This window comes from Streptomyces sp. RLA012, assembly GCF_056270325.1.
Genome location: NZ_JBWDPA010000002.1, coordinates 6,183,863 through 6,202,800, shown reverse-complemented (window position 1 = coordinate 6,202,800; position 18,938 = coordinate 6,183,863). Strand labels below are relative to the sequence as shown.

Below are 18,938 nucleotides of genomic sequence, written 5' to 3'. Positions count from 1 at the left end.
GTCTTGTACGTTTTTTGCATGGCCCCGCAACGCACGGCCCCGCAACGCACAGCCCGGCAGCGCACGGCCGTGCACCGCACAGCCATGCACCATACGGCCCCGCAACGCCCCCAGCGGGAAGTCTCCGCCTGGCGGCCCGGGATCCCCGGCGTCGTCGAGGTCTTCCACGCCCTCCCCCAAGCTCTCGGCTCCGCTCGAGCAGGGAGGTACCCCCAACACCGAGTACGCGTACCCCATGCACGTACACGAGGCGTGGACGCTGCTGATCGTCGACGACGGCGCCGTACGGTACGACCTCGACCGGCACGAGCACGGGACCCCGCACGACACGGTCTCGCTGTTGCCTCCGCACGTCCCGCACAACGGTTCCCCGGTCACCGAGCACGGTTTCCGCAAACGCGTCCTCTATCTCGACCGGAGCCGGCTCGACGAGAGTCTCATCGGGCCGACGGTGGACGGTCCCGACCTGCGCGACCCCTTGCTGCGGCTGCGTGTCGGACAACTGCACACCGCCCTCGCGCGGCCCGGCGAGGAGCTGGAGGCCGAGAGCAGGCTGACGCTGGTGGCCGAGCGGCTGCGCGACCGGCTGCGGCCGCGGCCCGCGGGAGAGGAGCCGGGTGCCGGCCGGGCGCTCGCCCACCGGCTGCGTGAACTGCTCGACGCGCGGCTCGTCGAGGGGATCTCCCTCGACGAGGCCGGCCGGCTGCTGCAGGCCCATCCCGCCCATCTCGTACGGGCGTTCAGCGGCGCGTTCGGGATCGCGCCGCACCAGTACCTGATGTCCCGGCGCGTCGACGGCGCCCGGCGTCTGCTCCTGGCGGGCGGAACACCGTCCGAGGTGGCCGCGACCACCGGCTTCTACGACCAGTCGCACCTCACCCGTCACTTCAGGCGGCTGGTGGGCGTGGCCCCCGGGCGCTACCGCGTCAGTTCGCGCTGAGCCTCGTACAGGTTCCGCGGTCGTACGACGTCCGTGGTCCCGTACAGCTCCAGGCGGGCGTGCAGGTCTCCGGTGAAGTCGGGTACGTCGATCTGGTCGAACTCCGTACACATGTTGACGCCGACCGTGGCGCTGTAGGGCGCGAGGCCGTCGATCTTGACGAGGCCCGCGCGGCCGTTGGTGTCACGGATGTTCCAGTGGGTGAAGCGGGCGCCGAAGAGGGGGCCCGCCGAGGCGTCGCCGCCGTGCCGGCCGTTGTTGTTGACGGTGATGTCGGTGCGGACGTTCGCGAAGGGCATGCCGCGGTGGGAGTCGAAGGTGCCCATCTGGAGCTCGCCGCGCGACCAGACGTTGTACGAGGAGAGGCCTTCCACGTTGATGCCGTGGAGCTGGGTGTTCGGCGGGGCCGGGACGGTGCGCTGCTCGATGGTGAAGTCCTCGACGAGGTTGTCGTGCGAACCCTCGCGGCAGAAGTACGGGTGGTGCGAGCCGCGGCCCGCCACGCGTGTGCGGCGCAGGGTGCAGGCGGAGGCGGCGACGAGTCCGAAGCCGTTGTCGACGTGGCGGACCGTCACGTCGTCCGCCCAGCAGTCGTACGCGCACTGGAACACGACCCCGTTGTAGCCCTTGTCGAGGAGGTGCGGGGACTGGGGCGTCTCGACGGCCTCCAGGGTGAGCGCTTCGACGCCCGAGCCGGTCAGCTCCTCGACGTGGGTGGTCAGACGCGGGTCCCACTCGGGGCGTACGTCGAGCGGGAGCGGGCGCTCCAGGGTGACCTTTTTGCCCCGCACGCGCGCGATGCGCACGGGCCACTCGTAGGGGACGTAGCTCGTGAGCTTGGTCTTGTCGTCCCAGTAGTACGCCTCGGGGCCCGGACCGCCGCCCGCCATGTGCTCCAGGAGGGTGTGGTCGGCGTCGTCGGCGAGACGGAGGAGGACGAGCCGGCCCGGCCTCAGCCGGCGGGGGTCGGCGACCGTCACCGACCAGGAGCCGCGGGTGGCAGGGGCGACGGTCGTCAGGGTCTGCCACTCGTCGCGCCGGTTGCCGGTCCAGCCCTCGAAGGGCCAGGCCTGGGCCTTGATGGCGGCGACCAGGGAGTCCCAGCGGGCCGTGGGAGCGAGCCAGATGAGGCCGCCCGCCCAGGACCAGGACGACTTGTCACCGCCGTAGCGGGAGCCGTAGACGCCGATCAGCTCGGTGAGGTTCCTGGTCGCGTACAGCTTCGTACGGTCGCTGCCGGCGCCGCGCAGTACGACGTTCGAGTACCCGATGCGGATCAGGCCGTCGATGCGGAAGGTGCCGGGCGGGATGAGTACCGTGCCACCGCCGGCCCTTCCGGCAGCGGCGATGGCACGGTTGATCGCGGGGGCGCAGTCCGTCGTGCCGTCGTCCGCGACGGCGCCGTAGTCGCGGACGTCGGCCACGACGGGGCGGCGGGGGAAGCGCGCCGCCCCGCCCCGGTGGCCGGCCCTGCCGACGTACGGGATCTGCGGGTGCGTGAAGGGGGTCCGGGTGAACTCCCGCCAGAGGGCGGGCACTTGGCCCCCGCCTTCCGGTCGTGCGGCGCCTGTCGGCGAGGGTGCGGCGGCCGTCGCCGGTCCTCCGGTCACGGCGACGGCCGCCACGGCTACGGCGCTGCCGAGCAGGCCCCGTCTGGTGATGCTCACGTGCTCCTTGCTCATACCCGCCCGCCTTCCATCGCCTTCCAGCACATTCGCGTGATTTCCATGCTGATTTCCATGCCGATTTCCATGGATGTGAACGGCGTTCATATTTGCGTCGGCGGTGAGCATGCCACTGAGACCCCGAGCCCGGAAGGGGTCGTGCACCACTTAGTTGGACTGGACTATCGATTCAGTCGACGGGACGCTCAGTCAGATGAGTGAACGCGTCCAGATTGCGGGTCGACTCGCCGCGGGACACCCGCCAGGCGTACTCCTTGCGGATCGCAGAGGCGAAACCGAGCTCAAGGAGGGTGTTGAAAGAGCCGTCGGCGGCCTCCAGGACCGAGCCGAGGAGGCGGTCGATCTCGTCCGGCGTGACGGCGACGAGCGGCAGTTTGCCGACCAGATACACGTCCCCCAGGGGGTCGACCGCGTAACTCACCCCATAGAGCTTGAGGTTGCGCTCCAGGAGCCAGCGGTGCACACCCGGTTCGTTCTCGTCGGGGTGGCGGATCACGAAGGCGTTCAGCGACAGGGAGTGCTTGCCGACGATCAGCGAGACGGTCGTCGAGAGCTTGCGGGTACCGGGCAGTTTCACGACGTACGAGCCCGTCCGGGGACTCTCCCACTCCAGCTCGGCCTCGGTGAGGACCTGCTCGATGATCGACGCTGCGTCAGCCATGGGGGGAGCGTACGCGACGGTCTTCAGCCGTGATGTGCGCGGACCCGGCGCCGGTGTTCCTGCACCGCCGCCGTGTACACGTCCGCCGTGGCCGCGGCGGCGGTGTCCCAGCCGAAGCGCCGCGCGTGGCCCGCGGCGGCGGCACCCATCCGGGCCGTGAGCGTCTCGTCGTCCGCGAAATCGCGCAGCACGCGCGCGTAGGCGACGGGGTCGTGCCCCGGCACCAGGAAGCCGGTCTCGTCGTGGCGCACGGCCACCGGCAGCCCGCCGACCTCGGCCGCCAGCACCGGCGTACCGGTCGCCTGCGCCTCGATGGCGACCAGCCCGAAGGACTCGCTGTACGAGGGCATGACCAGCACCGACGCGGCCCGGAACCAGTCCGCGAGCTGCTCCTGGCCGACAGGCGGCCGGAAGCGCACGACATCGGCGATACCGAGCCGGGCGGCGAGTTTCTGCAGCCCTTCGGGCTTGGCGAGACCGGTGCCGCTGGGGCCGCCCACCACGGGGACGACGATGTTGCCGCGCAGGTCGGGGCGCTCGTCCAGCAGGACGGCGACCGCGCGCAGCAGCACGTCGGGGGCCTTCAGGGGCTGTATGCGGCCCGCGAAGAGCGGGATCAGGGCGTCCTGCGGGAGCCCGAGGCGGGCGCGGGCGGCGGCGCGGCCGTCGGCCGGGCAGAAGCGGTCGAGGTTGACGCCCGGATGGACGACGGCGACCTTGCCGGCCTCGGCCTCGTAGTGGCGTACGAGTTCGTCGGCCTCTTCGCAGGTGTTGGCGATGAGGCGGTCGGCGGCGCGCACGATCTGGGTCTCGCCGATGACGCGGGCGGCGGGCTCGGGCGTGTCGCCCTCGGCCAGGGCGGCGTTCTTGACCTTGGCCATGGTGTGCATCGCGTGCACCAGGGGTGCGCCCCAGCGCTCGGCGGCAAGCCAGCCGACGTGGCCCGAGAGCCAGTAGTGCGAGTGGACCAGGTCGTAGTAGCCGGGGCGGTGACCGGCCCAGGCCTGCATGACGCCGTGCGTGAAGGCGCACAGCTGGGCGGGCAGGTCCTCCTTGGCGAGGCCCTCGTACGGGCCCGCGTCGACGTGCCGGACGAGGACGCCGGGCGCGAGTTCGACGGTGGGCGGGAGGGCGGCCGTGGTGGCCCGGGTGAAGATCTCGACCTCGATGTTGATCGCGGCGAGGCGCTGGGCGAGCTCCACGATGTAGACGTTCATACCGCCGGCGTCGCCGGTGCCGGGCTGGTGCAGCGGCGAGGTGTGGACGGAGAGCATCGCGACGCGACGGGGCCTGCGGTGCAGCCTGAGCCGTGAGGGCGCCGCCGGGGAGCGTCGCCCGAGCCTGCTGACGTACTGGCTCACGTGGCGTTCCTCCTCGCTGCGGACATGCCGGTCGGAGGATGCGCCACACCCTCCAAGGGAGGTGAACGCCGGAGCAGGCTGCTCCATTTCCTCCCGCGCCCCCTCACGGGCCCCTTTGCCGAATCATTACCAGCGATCGCTCAACCGTTCGATACCGGACTGCGTGCGCGGCACTTATCCACAGGGCGGTGGAGGGCGGCCGGGGGTTGTCCACAGGCCCGCACGGCCCTCCGCGGGGCCGCCTACTCTCGTACGCATGACAACCCGCGCCGCGTCCCGCCCCGTGGGTACGGTGACGCGCGGGACGACCAACCCCAACCGACTGCGCCGCATGGACCGCTGGATCGCGGCCGCACACGGCGCCGAGCTGCGCAGGAGCGCCGACCCGGTGGCGGTCGACCTCGGATACGGGGCGGCTCCCTGGACCCCGGTCGAGCTGCTGACCCGCCTGCGTACGGCCGCTCCCCGCACCCGCGTGGTGGGTGTGGAGATCGAACCGGCCCGGGTCGCGGCGGCACGGCCGTACGAGAGCGAAGGGCTCGTCTTCCGGCACGGCGGCTTCGAGGTCCCGGTCCAGGGCAGACCGTCGCTCATCCGCGCGGCGAACGTCCTGCGCCAGTACGACGAGGAGCAGGTCGCCGCCGTCTGGCAGCGTCTGTGCGCCCGCCTCGCGCCGGCGGACCCCTCGACCGGCTCCCGGGGCGGTCTGCTCGTCGAGGGCACCTGCGACGAGATAGGCCGTCGGCACGTCTGGGTCGCCCTCGGCCCCGAAGGCCCGCGCACGGTCACCTTCGCCACGCGCCTGGGCTCCCTGGACCGCCCGTCCGACCTCGCCGAGCGCCTGCCGAAGGCCCTGATCCACCGCAACATTCCGGGCGAGCCCGTGCACGCGTTCCTGCGTGACTTCGACCGCGCCTGGGCGGCCGCCGCGCCCTACGCCTCGTACGGCGCCCGGCAGCGCTGGATACGCGCGGTCCGCGACCTGACGGCCGACTGGCCGGTGACGGACGGGGCGACGCGCTGGCGCCAGGGCGAAGTCACGGTGCGCTGGGAGGCGTTGGCACCGCGCCGCCCTCTGGCGTGAGCACCGCGCACGAGAGGGACGCGTATGGGTGAGGCGGGGGGGGGGAGGGGGAGGGGGCCCCAAACAGGCCTGCGACGTCTGGATGACGCACGGGCGTTGCGCGCCGCACAGGCCTCGGACACCCGGGCGAGGCACTGGCGTTGAAGGCTGGGCGGGACGAACCGGGACGCACGGGTGTGTGAGGTCGGGGTGTCGCGCGGGCGGTTGACGCCGGGGTGACGCGCGGGCGTGCCTCACCGGTGGTCGGCGGTCACCCGTACGCCGGGGAGACCTGTGGAACGAACCCCATGACTGGTTCGTCACACAGGCGGGGAGATCGTTTTATGGGCGGGCGGGGAGATCGTTTTGCCGGAGGGGACCGGGGGCAGGGAGTCCTTGCCCGCCTCTGTCGCATTGCGAGCCGACATGGCACGATCCCCCAGGCGTCCGTAAGTTACTGACGGTAAATCAGTTTGGGGGCGGAGCAATGGGATCCGGCAAGCGGAACCTGACCACGGCGGCCATGGTTCTGGCCTGCGCCTGCGCGGTGCTGTCGGCACCGGGCGTGGCGTACGCGAGCCCGGCAGCGGCACCCATGCGCGCACCGGCACCGGCGCCCACTCCGGGGAGCACCCCGGGAAGCACCCCGGGAAGCGAGGATCCCGCGAAGGATCCTGAGACGATCCGCAAGAAAAAGGACCTTGAGGCGATCCGTAAGAAACTGGACGCTCTCTACCACGACGCGGCGGTCGCCACGGACGCGTACAACGCCGCGGAGGAGAAGGCCAAGCAGCAGTCCGCCGAGATCGTCGACCTGGCCCGCGAGATCGTCAAGGGACAGGCGAAACTGGACGAGTTGAAGGACCGCGCGGGCGCCGCGGCCAGGGCGCAGTACCGGGGCGGCGGGCTGCCGCCCGAGATGCGGCTGTGGCTGAGCGACAGCCCCCAGGAGTATCTGGACGGGACGGGCCGGGTGCGTCAGGGCGAGCACGCGACCAAGGGTCTGCTCGCCGAGATGACGCGCACGCAGCAGGACTTGAAGCAGTACGCGCAGGACGCCTCCGCTCAGTGGCAGAAGCTGGAGGCCAACCGGCAGGTCAAGGCCCAGGCCCAGACGGAGATCAAGAAGCAGATCGCCGCCGCCGAGAAGCTGGAATCCCAGCTTGAGAAGGAGGAGAAGGAGCGGCTGGCGCAGCTTGAGGAGGAGGCCGCGTACAAGGCGCAGACAGCCTGGCTGAGCTCCGGTGTCCTCGCGGAGATCAGCGGCAAGGCCTCCGCGCAGGGCAAGAAGGCCGTGACGTACGCCACCGACCAGATCGGCAAGCCGTACGAGTGGGGCGCCGAGGGCCCGGGGTCGTACGACTGCTCGGGACTGACCTCACAGGCCTGGGTATCCGCCGGTCACGGCATTCCGCGCACCTCGCAGGAGCAGTGGCAGCAGCTCCCCCACGTCGACATCAAGGACATGCGCCCCGGCGACCTGATCATCTACTTCGACGACGCCAGCCATGTCGCGATGTACATAGGCGACGGCGCGATCGTGCACGCACCACGCCCCGGGCGAACGGTGACGATCGCGGGGGCGGGCTCGATGCCGATCCTGGGGGTTGTACGGCCGGATGCGTGACGGGGCCGATGACCGGGCGGTGGCTGGGCCGGTGAATGGGCGGCCGGCGGATCGTCGGCCTCAAGTTCGCCCGACGGCCAGGCCCGGCGCCCAAGGCACCGAGCGAAGTCGGGCGACCGGGGCCGGTGGCCTGAGTGGGTAACCAAGCCGGTAGCCGAAGTGGGAACCGCGTTGACAGCCGGAGCAGGCCGGCGGCCTGAGCAGACCACCGGCCGGGTGGGGGCGGAGCAGGGCGCCGGACCAGTGATCGCTCGCGGATCCGGGACTCGGCCCGGGCGTATCAAGGCTGTCCGGCGATCGAGAACGCGCTCGGAGGGCGATTCGAGCCCGGAGGGCGATTCGAGCCCGGCGCCGACAGCGGCGGGCGCCCCACGCCGACAACGAAGACCCGGCGCTTACGCCGTGCCCACCGCTCGCGCCGTGACCCGGCGCACGTGACCTACCCCACGGTTGCCCAACCCTCTCAACCCCGGGGACGTGACGTTCGTCATCTCGGAGTGACCCGCATCCTGTCCAAGTGCGTTACAGGATGCGGCATATGACGGTGGCCGTTGGCGGGACACCGCCGCGCACACCATTCCGTTGCGGCGTCCGCTACCGCTATGGTCCCCGTCGGTGGGTCGAGGACCTTCGCCCCACCACGCCCTCGGGGGGAGGGAAGGAACTCAGACGATGCCCGTACCCATACCGCGGCAGAGAGCGATCCCGGCCGTGGAGAGTGGTCAGGCTCAAGGCGCGTTCTCACCCGGCGGCCCATCCGGAGAAGCGACCGGCGGCCCGGCCGGGGCAGTACCGGCGCCCCATGCCACCACGACCCCGGTCGACAACGCCACGAACCTCACCCTGCTGGTCATCGAGGACGACCCGGCGGGCTCGCTGAGCGTGCCCGAAATACTGGACGCGGCCGGCAAGCCGATCCGCATCCGTACCGCCCGCAACCTCACCGAGGCCGAGCGGCTGCTCACCGACGACGTCCACTGCATCCTGCTCGACCTCGCGCTGCCGGCGCCCGGCCGGGCCACCGAGAGCGACGACGAGCTGGCCACGCTCAAGCATGTGCTGCGGCTCGCGCCCCGGCACGCCGTCCTCGCGCTCACCGCGTCCGGGGACGCCGAGCGCGGCACCGAGGCGGTGCGCGTCGGCGCCCAGGACTATCTGTTCCGCGACGAGCTGGACGGCCGGCTGCTGAGCCGCGCGATCCGGTACGCCGTGGAGCGGAAACGTTCCGACAAGGCCGAGCGGCGACTCACCGAGTCCAGGCTGCGCGCCCAGGAGAACGCACGCCTGGAGCGCGGCCTGCTGCCGACCCCCCTCCTGGAGGGCTCCTCGCTCCGCTTCGCCGCGCGCTACCGCCCGGGCCGCTCCCGCGCCCTGCTCGGCGGCGACTTCTACGACACGGTCCGTACGTCCGACGGCACCGTGCACGCGATGATCGGCGACGTCTGCGGACACGGCCCCGACGAGGCGGCGCTCGGCGTGGAGCTGCGCATCGCCTGGCGGGCGCTGACGTTCGCGGGGCTGTGCGGTGACGAACTGCTCTCGACGCTCCAACAGGTCCTTGAGCACGAGCGCGAGAGCGACGAGATCTTCGCGACGCTGTGCACGGTGGACATCGCGCCGGACGGCCGTCGCGCCGGGCTCTGCCTGGCCGGCCACCCGTCCCCGCTGATCTCCCGCCCCGGTCGGCCCGCCGAACTGCTGCCGTACGAGAACGGCGGTCCGGCGCTCGGCCTGCTGCCCGGCGCCCGCTGGCCGCGCCAGCAGGTGGAACTGGGCCGCGAATGGAGTCTGATGCTCTACACGGACGGCCTGATCGAGGGCCACATCGGCGAGGGCAGGGAACGGCTGGGCCAGGACGGCATGGTGGACCTGGTCCGCCGCCGGCTTACACAGGGCCTGGCGGGCGAGGAGCTGCTGCGGGCGACGGTGAACGAGGTCAGGGACCTCAACGGCGGCGAGCTGGCGGACGACGTGGCGGTACTCCTGCTGGACCGGACGCCGTAGCTGCCGTTACGGCCGTAACGGCCGTTAAAACGGAGCACTGACGGTCTTGACCGCTGCTACCGAGATACGCGAGACACACGAGATATACCGGCGTTACCGGATATAGCAGTGTTACCGGCGCTACCGGTATTACTCGTGTTACTGGTGTTACCGGCCGCCGTTGTACGGCCCGTACGGGCCGTCGCTGCTGCTTCCGCCGCGGCGGCCCCGGCCACCGCCGGAGACCTGACGGAGCGCGGGACGTACGTCCACGAAGAAGACGATCGTGGCGACCAGCCCCGCGATCTGCAGGAAGATCACCGGGACCAGCAGGTTCACGGCCACCGTGATGCCCAGGATGATCAGCCAGAACATCTTGTTCTGCTTGTCGGCCGCGCGGTAGGCGTCGTCGCGGGCCACCGCGGCCATCACCAGTGCCACCACGGCGAGCACCAGCATGGCAAGGAAGATCAGCGACATGAAGCCGCCGAATGCCGTCAAGAGCACTATGCCCACCGCCCGAGTCGAGTCGTCTCTACGGCCACCGTACCCGGAGAACGGGCCGGGAACTCTGAGAGTGCCCGGCCCGTCTTCCCCTGGCGGCACAGTCACCTGACCGCGCCGCCGTCGTCGCTCACTTCACTTGGTGCTTCGACGACCGCTGTTGCTTCACCGGCCGCGCCTGCTTCACCGGCCGCGTTCAGTTCGCGGACGGCGTCGTCTTCTTGGGGGTGACCTTGCGGGCCGGGGCCTTCTTCGCCGCGGCCTTCTTGGCCGCGGTGGGCTCGTCGGCGGCCGAGGCCGGCTTCCCCTCTTCCTTGACCTCGACGGACTCCGAGCCCGGCTCGACGGCCACGGCCAGTTCCTCGATCTCCTCGGCGGCCTCGCCACGCCAGGTCTTCACGGTCTGCTCGCCGTGCTCGGCGACCTTCTCGTACGTCTCCCGGGCCTTCACGGCGTACTCGGCGGCGACACCGACACCGCGCAGGGCGAGGTCCTGAGCGGACTCACCGATCTTCTTCAGGTCGGTGTCGAGGGTGCCGATGAACTCCGTCACCTTGGCCTGGATGCTCTCCTGCGCCTCCTTGGCGCGGGTGGCGGCCTTCTCCTGAACGGCGTTCGGGTCGATGTTCTTCACGGTCTCGATCCGCGCCGGGGCCTCGGTGCGGATCTGCTCCACGAGACCGGGGACCTTCTTGGCCTGCTGAACGGCCAGGTCGGCGGTGCCGGCCAGGAAGTACAGCGGGGTCGGGTCCGTGGCGGCCTTGCGGATGTCGTCGGTGATGGCCATGGTGATGGTCCTCCCGGGGTTGCTTTCAGCTGAGGGTTTTGGTGTTCCGCGACGAGACCGGCCGACTGCGGTGGCGCCACCGGTGGTGCTTGTGGTGCTCGTGACGCTCTTCAGCCGGCGTTCTGCTGCGGATCGGCATCGCTGCCGTCGGCCGTGCGGGGGCCGCGGACGGCGGTGTCCGCGGATTGCTGGGTGTCCGATATGTTCTCTGCCTTGCTCTGTGCCATGTCCTGCGCCATGTCCTGCGCCGCATCAGGCGCCAAGCCCTGGGACACGCCCTGGGACATGTCCGGGGCCATGCCCTGGACCAGGTCCCGTGCCAGGTCCTGCGCCCTGTCCGGGGTGATCTCGAATCCGTTCTCCTTGCGGAAGGACTCGTAGATCTGGAGCAGCACCTGCTTCTGCCGCTCGTTCAGCGTGGGATCGGCGACTATGACCGCACGCGTCTCCACCTCGTCCCGGTCTCGCTCGGCGTCGAGGATGCCGGCCCGCACGTACAGCGTCTCGGCGGAGATCCGCAGCGCCTTCGCGACCTGCTGCAACACCTCCGCGCTCGGCTTGCGCAGCCCGCGCTCGATCTGGCTCAGATACGGGTTGGACACCCCGGCGGCATCGGCGAGCTGGCGCAGTGACAGCTGCGCGTTGCGCCGCTGCTCGCGCAGGTACTCACCGAGATTGCCGACGTTGAGCGATGCCATGTCCCCACCTTGCCGCACCTCCGCTAACTATTGCAAGCACCCGCTTGCAAAAGTGCGCTACGCCACGCCCCCATTCCTGTGAGCCTGAGCACGATAGGTGTCGTATTTGCACGACAACTGTCGTCACCAGCGTCCGGCCTCCTGGTGCAGGTGCTCTCGGGACGCCCTCCACGGGTCGCCGGGAAGCGGCGTTGTCGGTGGGCTCTGCCAGGGTGTGCGTCGTGGATGAACTGGTGGAGCGTGTCGACGATCAAGATCGTGTGCTGGGGGTGGTGGTCAGCCGCCGGCAGGCCATCCGGGAGGGTTGGCTGCACCGGGTCGCCGTGACGGTGTGTCGTGATGAGCGTGGACGGATCCTCGTCCACCGACGGTCGGAGCAGGTATCGCGCTTCCCCGGGCTCTATGAGGTCGAGGTCGGTGGCGCCGCGAATGTCGGCGAGTCCTATGAACAGGCCGCCGCGCGGGAGCTGGCCGAAGAGCTGGGTATTCGTGCGCTGCCGCGCCTGCTGTTCACGTTCATCAACCGCAGCGGCTTGAGCCCTCACTGGCTCGGCGTGCACGAAGCCGTGGTGCCGGACGCCGTGGTCCCCGATCCCGATGAGGTCGCCTGGCATGGCTGGCTGACCGAGCCGGAGCTCGGCTCGGCCCTGTTGGAGTGGCGCTTCACCCCCGACAGCCACGAAGCCTTCAGCCGGTATTTCGCGTTCCGGACCGCGCAGTCATGACCTTGCCCGCCTCGCGGGCTCCTTACTAACTGGGGGAACGGGACGTCACTGGACGCAGTCGGTGGCCTCCGGCGTGAACTTCATGGGGTCGAGCCGGTCCGTGGCGGCGGCCTCGGTGTAGGTCGCGTGGGTGACCCGGTACCAGACGGCGCCCCTGAAGGTGTCGCCGTCCACGTCGTTCAGGCTCACGCACCAGCGCTCCTGGCGGATCACCCGGGTGTACGTCTCGGTGCCGCTGCGGACGTTCTTGCACTTCCGGGAGCCCGTGGTGGACGTGCACTTCCTGACCGTGTGCGGGCGCGTGACCTTGGTGGTCTTCCTGGAGACGTGGCGGACGGCGTCGCGGAGTCCGGTGACGGTGGCCGCCTCCGATGCGGTGTCCGGCGCGGTGCCCTGGTCGTCGTCGTGGCCCTCGTCGCGCTGGCCACTGCTGCCCCCGCTGGCGGTGGAGTCCTCCCATGGGTTGTCGTTCTGCCCGCTTCCGCTTCCGCATGCGCCGAGCCCGGCCATGAGGGCCATCGTCAGACCGGCCACCATCAGGCGTCTCTTGCTGGACATGCCTTGTTCCCTGTCCGCTGATGTCCCAAAAAAAAGACGGTCAGCGTACCTCCCACCCGCTTCTCCTCGTCCCCGGTCGGCATTGACAACCGCCCTCGCACCCCTCCATCATCATTCCACTAATCAAGTAGTGGAATGGTGGTGGTGATCGTGGAGTACCGCATCGACAGGCGGAGCGGGGTCCCCGCCTTCCAGCAGATCGTGCAGCAGACCAAGCAGGCCCTCCGGCTGGGCGTACTCGTGCCGGGTGACCGGCTGCCCACCGCCAAGGAGGTCGCCGCGACCAGCACGGTCAACCCGAACACCACCCTCAAGGCGTACCGCGAGCTGGAGCGCGAGGGCCTGGTCGAACCGCGACCGGGCCAGGGCACCTTCGTACGCCGCACGCTGGGCCGCCCCGAGACGGGCACCGACTCGCCGCTGTACGTGGAGCTGGTGGCGTGGATGTCGAAGGCGGCCGGGGCCGGTCTGGAGCAGGAGGACGTGGCCGCGCTGGTCGCGTCGGCGATGGAGAAGCAGTACGCCGCCGGGAACGTGGCGGCAACGGGGTCCACGACAACGGGGTCCACGGGGGCCACGACAACTAGGAGCACAGGTGAGTGAAGGTATGTACGCGGGGGAACCGGCGATCGAGGCGTACGGGCTGGGGATGCGCTACCGGCGGGGCTGGGCGTTGCGGGACTGCTCCTTCCGGCTCCCGGCGGGACGGATCTGCGGCCTGGTGGGACCCAACGGGGCGGGCAAGACCACGCTGCTGAGCATCGCGGCCCATGTCCTGCAGCCGACGAACGGCTCGATCAGCCTGTTCGGTGAGGCTCCGGGCTCGGTGGAGTCCGGTCGGCGCACAGCGTTCCTCGCCCAGGAGAAGCCCCTGTTCCGCCGCTTCACCGTGGCGGAGACCCTGCGTCTGGGCCGGGAGCTGAACCCCGGCTGGGACCAGCGCGCCGCCGAGGACATCATCCGCGCGGGCGACGTGCCCTTCGACGCGAAGATCAGCACCCTCTCCGGAGGCCAGCGCACCCGCGTCGCCATCGCCCTCGCCTTCGGAAAGCGCCCCGACCTGCTGATGCTCGACGAGCCGATGTCGGACCTCGACCCGGTCGTGCGCCACGAGATCATGGGCACCCTCCTCGCCGAGGCCGCCGAGCGCGGAACCACCGTGCTGATGTCCACCCACGTCCTGGCCGAACTGGAGAACGTGTGCGACTACCTCGTCGTCGTCTCCGGCGGCGGAGTGCGCCTCGCCGGTGACGTGGACGAGCTGATGTCCGTGCACACCCTGGTCACGGGCGCCAAGGAGGGGGACGGCATGCCTCCCGCCCTCGCCCTCGGGCACCACACCCTCGTCGAGTCCCGGACCAGCGGACGGCAGTTCACCGCGCTCATCCGCCCCGAGGGCCCGGTCACCGGCCCCTGGGACATTAACGCCCCGAACATGGAGGAACTCCTGCTCGCCTATCTCCGCTCACCCGACGCACCACCGCTGATCACCCCCACCGCCCAGGTCCACGGCCAGGGGTTCGGCACCGGGGCGGTGGCGGCATGAGCACCTTCACCCGCAGCTCGACCAGCACCTCGACCGGCTCCACGAGCGACGGCAAGAACGGGACCATGAGCGGGACCACCGACGGGACCTTGAACGCGACCACCACGGAGGCCAACCGGCGCCCCCGACTCAGCGGTATGACCTGGCTGGTCTGGCGCCAGCACCGGGCCGCGTTCTGGACGATCCTCGCCGCCACCGCGCTCTCCGTGGCCTGGATCGTCTACCAGCGCGGCCAGCTGGTCGACTTCCTCGACGGCTACGGCTATCCCGGCAAGAGCCTCGACGAGGCGGGCGGCAAGTTCCAGCAGTACAACGACGCGTTCTCCTTCGTCTCCATGGGTCTCCAGGCGATACCCATCCTGCTCGGTGTCTTCCTCGGCGCCCCGCTCATCGCGGGCGACCTGGAGAACGGCACCGCCAAGCTGGTCGCCGCCCAGTCCATGAGCCGGACCCGCTGGCTCGCCACGAAGCTGGCGCTGGCCGGACTGGTGGTCGTGGTGAGCACGGGCGTGTTGTCGGCGGTGTTCGGCTGGTGGTGGAACCCCGTCAAGTCCGAGGTCACGGTCATGGACTGGACCTCGGGCGCCGCGTTCAACACGACGGGCCCGGTGCCTGTCGCCCTCACCCTCTTCTCCGTCTTCGGCGGGGTGGCGATCGGTGTGGTGCTGCGGCGCACGCTGACGGCCATGGTGGTCACCTTCGGTTTCACCGTCGTCCTCCAGCTCGTCTGGGGCTACTTCCTGCTGTCGCTCGGCAACGTCGTCACGGTCACGACGAACAAGGGTGTCACGGGCGAGAACGTGTTCCCGTCGCTCCCCCACGGCGCCTACGAAATCGACCAGTCGTATGTCACCGGCAGCGGGGATCTGGTGGGCTGGGGCACCTGTTCGGGGTCGCAGACCGACGCGGCACGGCAGGTGTGCCTGGACAAGGCCGATGTCGTGGGCTGGTCGGTGCAGTACCTCCCGATGTCGCAGATGAACGCCATGCAGTGGTTCGGGGCGTCGATTCTGTTCGCCCTGACCGCCGGTGTCGTGGCGTTCCTCTTCTTCTGGGGTCGTAAGCGGCTCGTCTGAGTCCGTACGCCCCGCGCCCCTTTGCGAAGGGGCGCCTCTTTCCCCCTCTGTTTCTTTGTCCCGTCCGCCGGGCCGCTCTGCCATGCCCGAAGGTCCGGAGAGAAAGGCATGCCTTGAATCACCGTAAGAGGCGAGCGAGTGAGGCTTCCGCTCTCGCCGTGCTCGTCGCCGCCGCCCTTACCGCGGCCCTGCTCGGTGCCCCGGAATCCGGGGCCGCACAGTTAGACAGCGGTACGGCAGGTACGGCCGGCGCCCTCGGCAAGGCCAGGACCGTCACCCTCGTCACCGGTGACCGGGTCACGCTGGACGCCACCGGACAGGTCACCGGTGTGCGGCCCGGCAAGGGTCGGGAAGGCACCGCCTTCCGAATAGCGCGGAGCGCCGACCGCACCTACGTCGTCCCGCGTGACGCCGAGCGGCTCCTCGCGAACGGCACCGCCGACCGGCGGCTGTTCGACGTGACGCAGCTGGTCAAGTGGGGTTACGACGACGCGGCCCGCCCCGACCTCCCGCTGATCGTGACGTACGCCAAGGGCCGCACCCTCGCGCCGAGCGCGCTGTCCGCCGCCGGAGCCCGGGTCAGCCGGGACCTGCCCAGCGTCAACGGGGACGCGCTGAAGGTCCGTAAGTCCGAGGGCGCCGACCTGTGGGAGACGCTCACCGGCAGCGGGGGGACGGCGCGGGAGAGGTCGGCCGCCGCCGACCGGGTCGAGAAGATCTGGCTCGATGGGAAGGTCGAGGCGGCCCTCGACCGGAGCACCGCGCAGATCGGCGCCCCCGAGGCCTGGGCGGCGGGGTACGACGGCACGGGCGTCAAGGTCGCCGTGCTGGACACCGGAGTTGACGGCACGCACCCGGACCTGAAGGGCCGTATCGACGCGGCGAAGAACTTCTCCGAGGCGGCGGACACGGTCGACCGGGTGGGTCACGGCACGCATGTGGCGTCCACGGTCGCGGGGTCCGGCGCGCACTCCGGGGGCAAGTACAAGGGGGTCGCGCCGGGCGCCCGGCTGATCAGCGGCAAGGTGCTCGACGACGACGGCTACGGCGAGGAGTCCGGGGTCATCGCCGGCGCGCAGTGGGCCGTCGCGCAGGGTGCCGAGGTGGTCAACCTCAGCCTGGGCGGCCCCGACAGCCCCGGTGACGACCCCCTCGAACAGGCGGTGAACGAGCTGTCCGCCTCCTCCGGCGCCCTCTTCGTGATCGCCGCAGGCAACGAGGGCCCCGCCGCCGGGACCGTAGGTTCGCCGGGCAGCGCCGCCGCCGCGCTCACCGTCGGCGCGGTGGACCGCACCGACGCCATGGCCGAGTTCTCCAGCCGCGGCCCGACAGCGGACGGTTCCCTCAAGCCCGACCTCACCGCCCCCGGCGTCGACATCGTCGCCGCGAAGGCGGCCGAGGGCACGTTGGGCGACCCGGCCGCCGACGGCTACGTTTCGATGAGCGGTACGTCGATGGCGACCCCGTATGTCGCGGGCGCCGCCGCGATCCTCGCCCAGCGTCACCCCGACTGGACCGGTGAGCGCCTCAAGGCCGCGCTCACCGCATCCGCCAAGCCCACCCCCGGCGTCTCGGCGTTCGCGCAGGGTACGGGCCGTACGGACCTCACCCGCGCCCTCGACCAGCAGCTCACCACCACCCCCGCCACCCTCGGCTTCCCCACCCAACAGTGGCCGCACACCGACGACCAGCCGGTCACCAGGACGGTCACGTACCGCAACGACGGCGACCGCCCCCGCACCCTCGACCTGGCCACCGAGGCGTACGGCGAGGACGGAAAGCCCGCCGCCCAGGGCATGTTCGAGGTCTCGCCGAAGCAGCTCACCGTCCCGGCGGGCGCCACCGCGACCGCCCAGGTCACCGCCGACAGCGGCGCGGGCACGGCCGACGGCTCCTTCGGCGGCGCGCTCACCGCGACGGACGGCGCGGGTACGACCGTACGGACCGGCATCGGCGTACACCGCGAGGTCGAGTCGTACGACCTGACGGTCAAGCACCTCGACCTGCAGGGCAAGACCGCCATCCGTTCCGAGACCGGGGTGCAGGGCCTGGACAACGAGATCTGGCAGGACTACTCCGACGACACGGACGGCGAGTTCACCGTACGGCTGCCCAAGGGGCGTTACAGCCTCGAAGGCCGTATCGACACGGGCGCGACCCCCGACGCAAAATCCGGGGAGCTGGCCCTTCTCCTCAACCCGAAGTTCTCGCTCACCCGTGACACCACCCTCGTGATGGACGCCCGCAAGGCCAAGCCGATCCGGATCACCGTGCCGGACAGCAGGGCCAAGCACACCGACGCCACCCTCAACTACGGGTTCGACATCGACGGGTACCGGAGCGTCTCCACGTACGACGTGGGCAGCTTCGGCAGGCTGCGCGTCGGTCAGTTCGGGGCCCGGCTGCCGGCGGGCGAGGCGTTCGCGCAGTACAACGGCACCTGGACGCACGGCAGTACGAGCTACCGGCCAGCCTGGAACCGTACCGGCGACCTGTCGGGCTTCACCGCGAACCTGAAGCGCGCGCAGTTCGCCAAGGTCACGATCCCTGTCGGGGCGGCGGCCAAGGGCAAGTCGGCGGAGCTCGGCGCCGCGCCGAGAGTTCCGGGCGGCTCGTGGTTCGACTTCCACCCGAACTCGCGATCCCTGCCGGGCACCTTCACCGACTACGTCCTGCCGGGCGTGAGGTGGCAGTACTCCGTCTGGCAGACGGGCGGCAAGGACGCCGACGGCGAGACGGTGTGGGACGCCGGCCAGTGGACGGCGAAGCCCCGTTCGTACAGCTCGGGCAAGCAGTACACCGAGCGCTTCAACACCGGCGTCTTCGGCCCGCACCTCACCGGCCCGTTGACGGACGGCGAGGACCGTCCCGGCGCGGTCCGTATCGGTGACACCCTCCTGGCCTACCTTCCCCTGTTCTCCGACGGCGCCGGCCATGTGGGCGACTCCCGCTACAGCAAGGCCAGGAGCACCCTGTACGCGGGCGGCACGCGGGTCTTCGCCGTGGACACGCCGCTGACCGGCGTCTCGTACGAACTCCCCGCTGCCAAGCGCTCGTTCCGTCTCACCACGGACGTCTCCCGCCCCACCACGCTGTCCTCGGTCAGCACCCAGGTCACCGCCGAGTGGACCTTCACCTCCGCGCACGTCACCGGTGTCGGGCAGCGGCTGCCGCTGTCGGTGGTCCGCTTCACGCCCCGGCTGTCCACGGAGAGCACGGCCAAGGCGGGTACGCGTTTCTCCGTCCCGTTCACGGTCGAGGGCGCGGCCACCGCGCGCACCGCCCGCAAGTTGGCCTTCTCCGTCTCGTACGACGACGGCCGGACCTGGCACCGGGCGAAGGCGGTCGACGGCAAGCGCCTCGACCTGCGCCACCCGGCGAAGGCGGGCACGGTCTCTCTGCGCGTGACGCTCACGGACGCGGCCGGCAACACCCTGAAGCAGACGATCCACCGGGCCTACCGGACCATCAAGTAGGCGTCTGAACACGTGTGTTGGTTGGACGCCCGGGTCGGCTTCGGCCGGCTCGGGCGCTCTTGCCGTGAAAGGGACCCTCTGACCGTCGGAAAGGGAGAGGGGCCGGAGAAGAGTGTGCGACATCCCGCGAGTTCCCCTGAGCCCCCATGCCCGGCTCCCGATCGAGTGCGGCTGGGTGTGGTGTTGACCTTCGTGGCTAACGTAACTAGTCTATAGCTAATCGCATTAGCCATTTTGGTGGAGGACGG

General features: G+C 70.5%; 15 protein-coding genes and 1 pseudogene. 9 read left to right on the top strand and 7 right to left on the bottom strand.

The window, feature by feature from the left end:
* Positions 1-84 precede the first annotated feature (84 nt).
* Positions 85-940, top strand: a pseudogene (locus RV986_RS28420) (helix-turn-helix transcriptional regulator).
* Here RV986_RS28420 and RV986_RS28415 read toward each other — a convergent pair.
* The 3 genes from RV986_RS28415 to mshA form a co-directional block, all read right to left on the bottom strand.
* Positions 919-2,622: a glycosyl hydrolase family 28-related protein gene (locus tag RV986_RS28415; RefSeq protein ID WP_475920096.1), complete on the bottom strand. Its 1,704-nt coding sequence runs from the start codon at positions 2,620-2,622 to the stop codon at positions 919-921. The pseudogene RV986_RS28420 and the gene RV986_RS28415 overlap by 22 nt on opposite strands.
* A 172-nt stretch (positions 2,623-2,794) precedes the next feature.
* Positions 2,795-3,286, bottom strand: a complete 492-nt coding sequence (locus RV986_RS28410) for a type III secretion system chaperone family protein (protein ID WP_475920095.1) — start codon at positions 3,284-3,286, stop codon at positions 2,795-2,797.
* 23 nt (positions 3,287-3,309) lie between these two features.
* Positions 3,310-4,647, bottom strand: coding sequence for a D-inositol-3-phosphate glycosyltransferase (gene mshA / locus RV986_RS28405; protein WP_475920094.1), 1,338 nt, complete (start codon positions 4,645-4,647; stop codon positions 3,310-3,312).
* Between the two features lie 256 nt (positions 4,648-4,903).
* On the opposite strand from mshA, the gene RV986_RS28400 reads away from it, so the two are divergent.
* The 3 genes from RV986_RS28400 to RV986_RS28390 all read left to right on the top strand — a co-directional run bounded on the left by RV986_RS28400 (position 4,904) and on the right by RV986_RS28390 (position 9,341).
* The gene (locus RV986_RS28400) at positions 4,904-5,731 is read left to right on the top strand and encodes a class I SAM-dependent methyltransferase (RefSeq protein ID WP_475920093.1); all 828 of its coding nucleotides are present in this window, start codon (positions 4,904-4,906) and stop codon (positions 5,729-5,731) included.
* A 466-nt stretch (positions 5,732-6,197) separates the two neighbouring features.
* Positions 6,198-7,337, top strand: coding sequence for a C40 family peptidase (locus tag RV986_RS28395; protein ID WP_475920092.1), 1,140 nt, complete (start codon positions 6,198-6,200; stop codon positions 7,335-7,337).
* A gap of 672 nt (positions 7,338-8,009) precedes the next feature.
* Entirely contained in the window at positions 8,010-9,341 is a 1,332-nt protein-coding gene (locus tag RV986_RS28390) for a PP2C family protein-serine/threonine phosphatase (protein WP_475920091.1), read from the top strand.
* Between the two features lie 147 nt (positions 9,342-9,488).
* Here the strand turns inward: RV986_RS28390 and RV986_RS28385 are convergent, their stop codons facing one another.
* The 3 genes from RV986_RS28385 to RV986_RS28375 form a co-directional block, all read right to left on the bottom strand.
* Positions 9,489-9,827, bottom strand: coding sequence for a DUF2516 family protein (locus RV986_RS28385; protein ID WP_475924463.1), 339 nt, complete (start codon positions 9,825-9,827; stop codon positions 9,489-9,491).
* Positions 9,828-10,020: 193 nt separating this feature from the next.
* A complete protein-coding gene (locus RV986_RS28380) occupies positions 10,021-10,611 on the bottom strand; it encodes a hypothetical protein (protein ID WP_475920090.1) in 591 nt (196 codons plus the stop codon).
* Between the two features lie 110 nt (positions 10,612-10,721).
* Complete coding sequence (locus RV986_RS28375) at positions 10,722-11,309, bottom strand: helix-turn-helix domain-containing protein (protein ID WP_475920089.1); 588 nt, start codon at positions 11,307-11,309, stop codon at positions 10,722-10,724.
* 221 nt (positions 11,310-11,530) lie between these two features.
* Here RV986_RS28375 and RV986_RS28370 point away from each other — a divergent pair, with 221 nt between their 5' ends.
* Positions 11,531-12,034 (top strand): NUDIX hydrolase, encoded by a 504-nt coding sequence (locus RV986_RS28370; protein ID WP_475920088.1) that lies wholly within the window; start codon positions 11,531-11,533, stop codon positions 12,032-12,034.
* A 45-nt stretch (positions 12,035-12,079) separates the two neighbouring features.
* On the opposite strand, the gene RV986_RS28365 is transcribed toward RV986_RS28370, so the two are convergent.
* The gene (locus tag RV986_RS28365; protein ID WP_475920087.1) at positions 12,080-12,592 is read right to left on the bottom strand and encodes a hypothetical protein; all 513 of its coding nucleotides are present in this window, start codon (positions 12,590-12,592) and stop codon (positions 12,080-12,082) included.
* A gap of 135 nt (positions 12,593-12,727) precedes the next feature.
* Here RV986_RS28365 and RV986_RS28360 point away from each other — a divergent pair, with 135 nt between their 5' ends.
* The 4 genes from RV986_RS28360 (at position 12,728) to RV986_RS28345 (ending at position 18,690) form a co-directional block, all read left to right on the top strand.
* Positions 12,728-13,195 (top strand): GntR family transcriptional regulator, encoded by a 468-nt coding sequence (locus RV986_RS28360; protein ID WP_210577770.1) that lies wholly within the window; start codon positions 12,728-12,730, stop codon positions 13,193-13,195.
* Positions 13,196-13,199: 4 nt separating this feature from the next.
* On the top strand, positions 13,200-14,138 hold the full coding sequence (locus tag RV986_RS28355; RefSeq protein ID WP_475924462.1) for an ABC transporter ATP-binding protein: 939 nt from the start codon (positions 13,200-13,202) through the stop codon (positions 14,136-14,138).
* On the top strand, positions 14,135-15,214 hold the full coding sequence (locus RV986_RS28350; RefSeq protein WP_475920086.1) for an ABC transporter permease: 1,080 nt from the start codon (positions 14,135-14,137) through the stop codon (positions 15,212-15,214). The genes RV986_RS28355 and RV986_RS28350 overlap by 4 nt, the downstream gene beginning before the upstream one ends.
* A gap of 158 nt (positions 15,215-15,372) precedes the next feature.
* Positions 15,373-18,690, top strand: a complete 3,318-nt coding sequence (locus RV986_RS28345; RefSeq protein WP_475920085.1) for a S8 family peptidase — start codon at positions 15,373-15,375, stop codon at positions 18,688-18,690.
* Positions 18,691-18,938 lie beyond the last annotated feature (248 nt).

Excerpts from the sequence above, each read along its gene's own strand:
- RV986_RS28415 (WP_475920096.1), bottom strand. The coding sequence starts at position 2,622 with ATGAGCAAGGAGCACGTGAGCATCACCAGACGGGGCCTGCTCGGCAGC.
- RV986_RS28410 (WP_475920095.1), bottom strand. The coding sequence starts at position 3,286 with ATGGCTGACGCAGCGTCGATCATCGAGCAGGTCCTCACCGAGGCCGAG.
- RV986_RS28400 (WP_475920093.1), top strand. The coding sequence starts at position 4,904 with ATGACAACCCGCGCCGCGTCCCGCCCCGTGGGTACGGTGACGCGCGGG.
- RV986_RS28395 (WP_475920092.1), top strand. The coding sequence starts at position 6,198 with ATGGGATCCGGCAAGCGGAACCTGACCACGGCGGCCATGGTTCTGGCC.
- RV986_RS28390 (WP_475920091.1), top strand. The coding sequence starts at position 8,010 with ATGCCCGTACCCATACCGCGGCAGAGAGCGATCCCGGCCGTGGAGAGT.
- RV986_RS28380 (WP_475920090.1), bottom strand. The coding sequence starts at position 10,611 with ATGGCCATCACCGACGACATCCGCAAGGCCGCCACGGACCCGACCCCG.
- RV986_RS28375 (WP_475920089.1), bottom strand. The coding sequence starts at position 11,309 with ATGGCATCGCTCAACGTCGGCAATCTCGGTGAGTACCTGCGCGAGCAG.
- RV986_RS28365 (WP_475920087.1), bottom strand. The coding sequence starts at position 12,592 with ATGTCCAGCAAGAGACGCCTGATGGTGGCCGGTCTGACGATGGCCCTC.
- RV986_RS28360 (WP_210577770.1), top strand. The coding sequence starts at position 12,728 with ATGGTGGTGGTGATCGTGGAGTACCGCATCGACAGGCGGAGCGGGGTC.
- RV986_RS28355 (WP_475924462.1), top strand. The coding sequence starts at position 13,200 with ATGTACGCGGGGGAACCGGCGATCGAGGCGTACGGGCTGGGGATGCGC.
- RV986_RS28350 (WP_475920086.1), top strand. The coding sequence starts at position 14,135 with ATGAGCACCTTCACCCGCAGCTCGACCAGCACCTCGACCGGCTCCACG.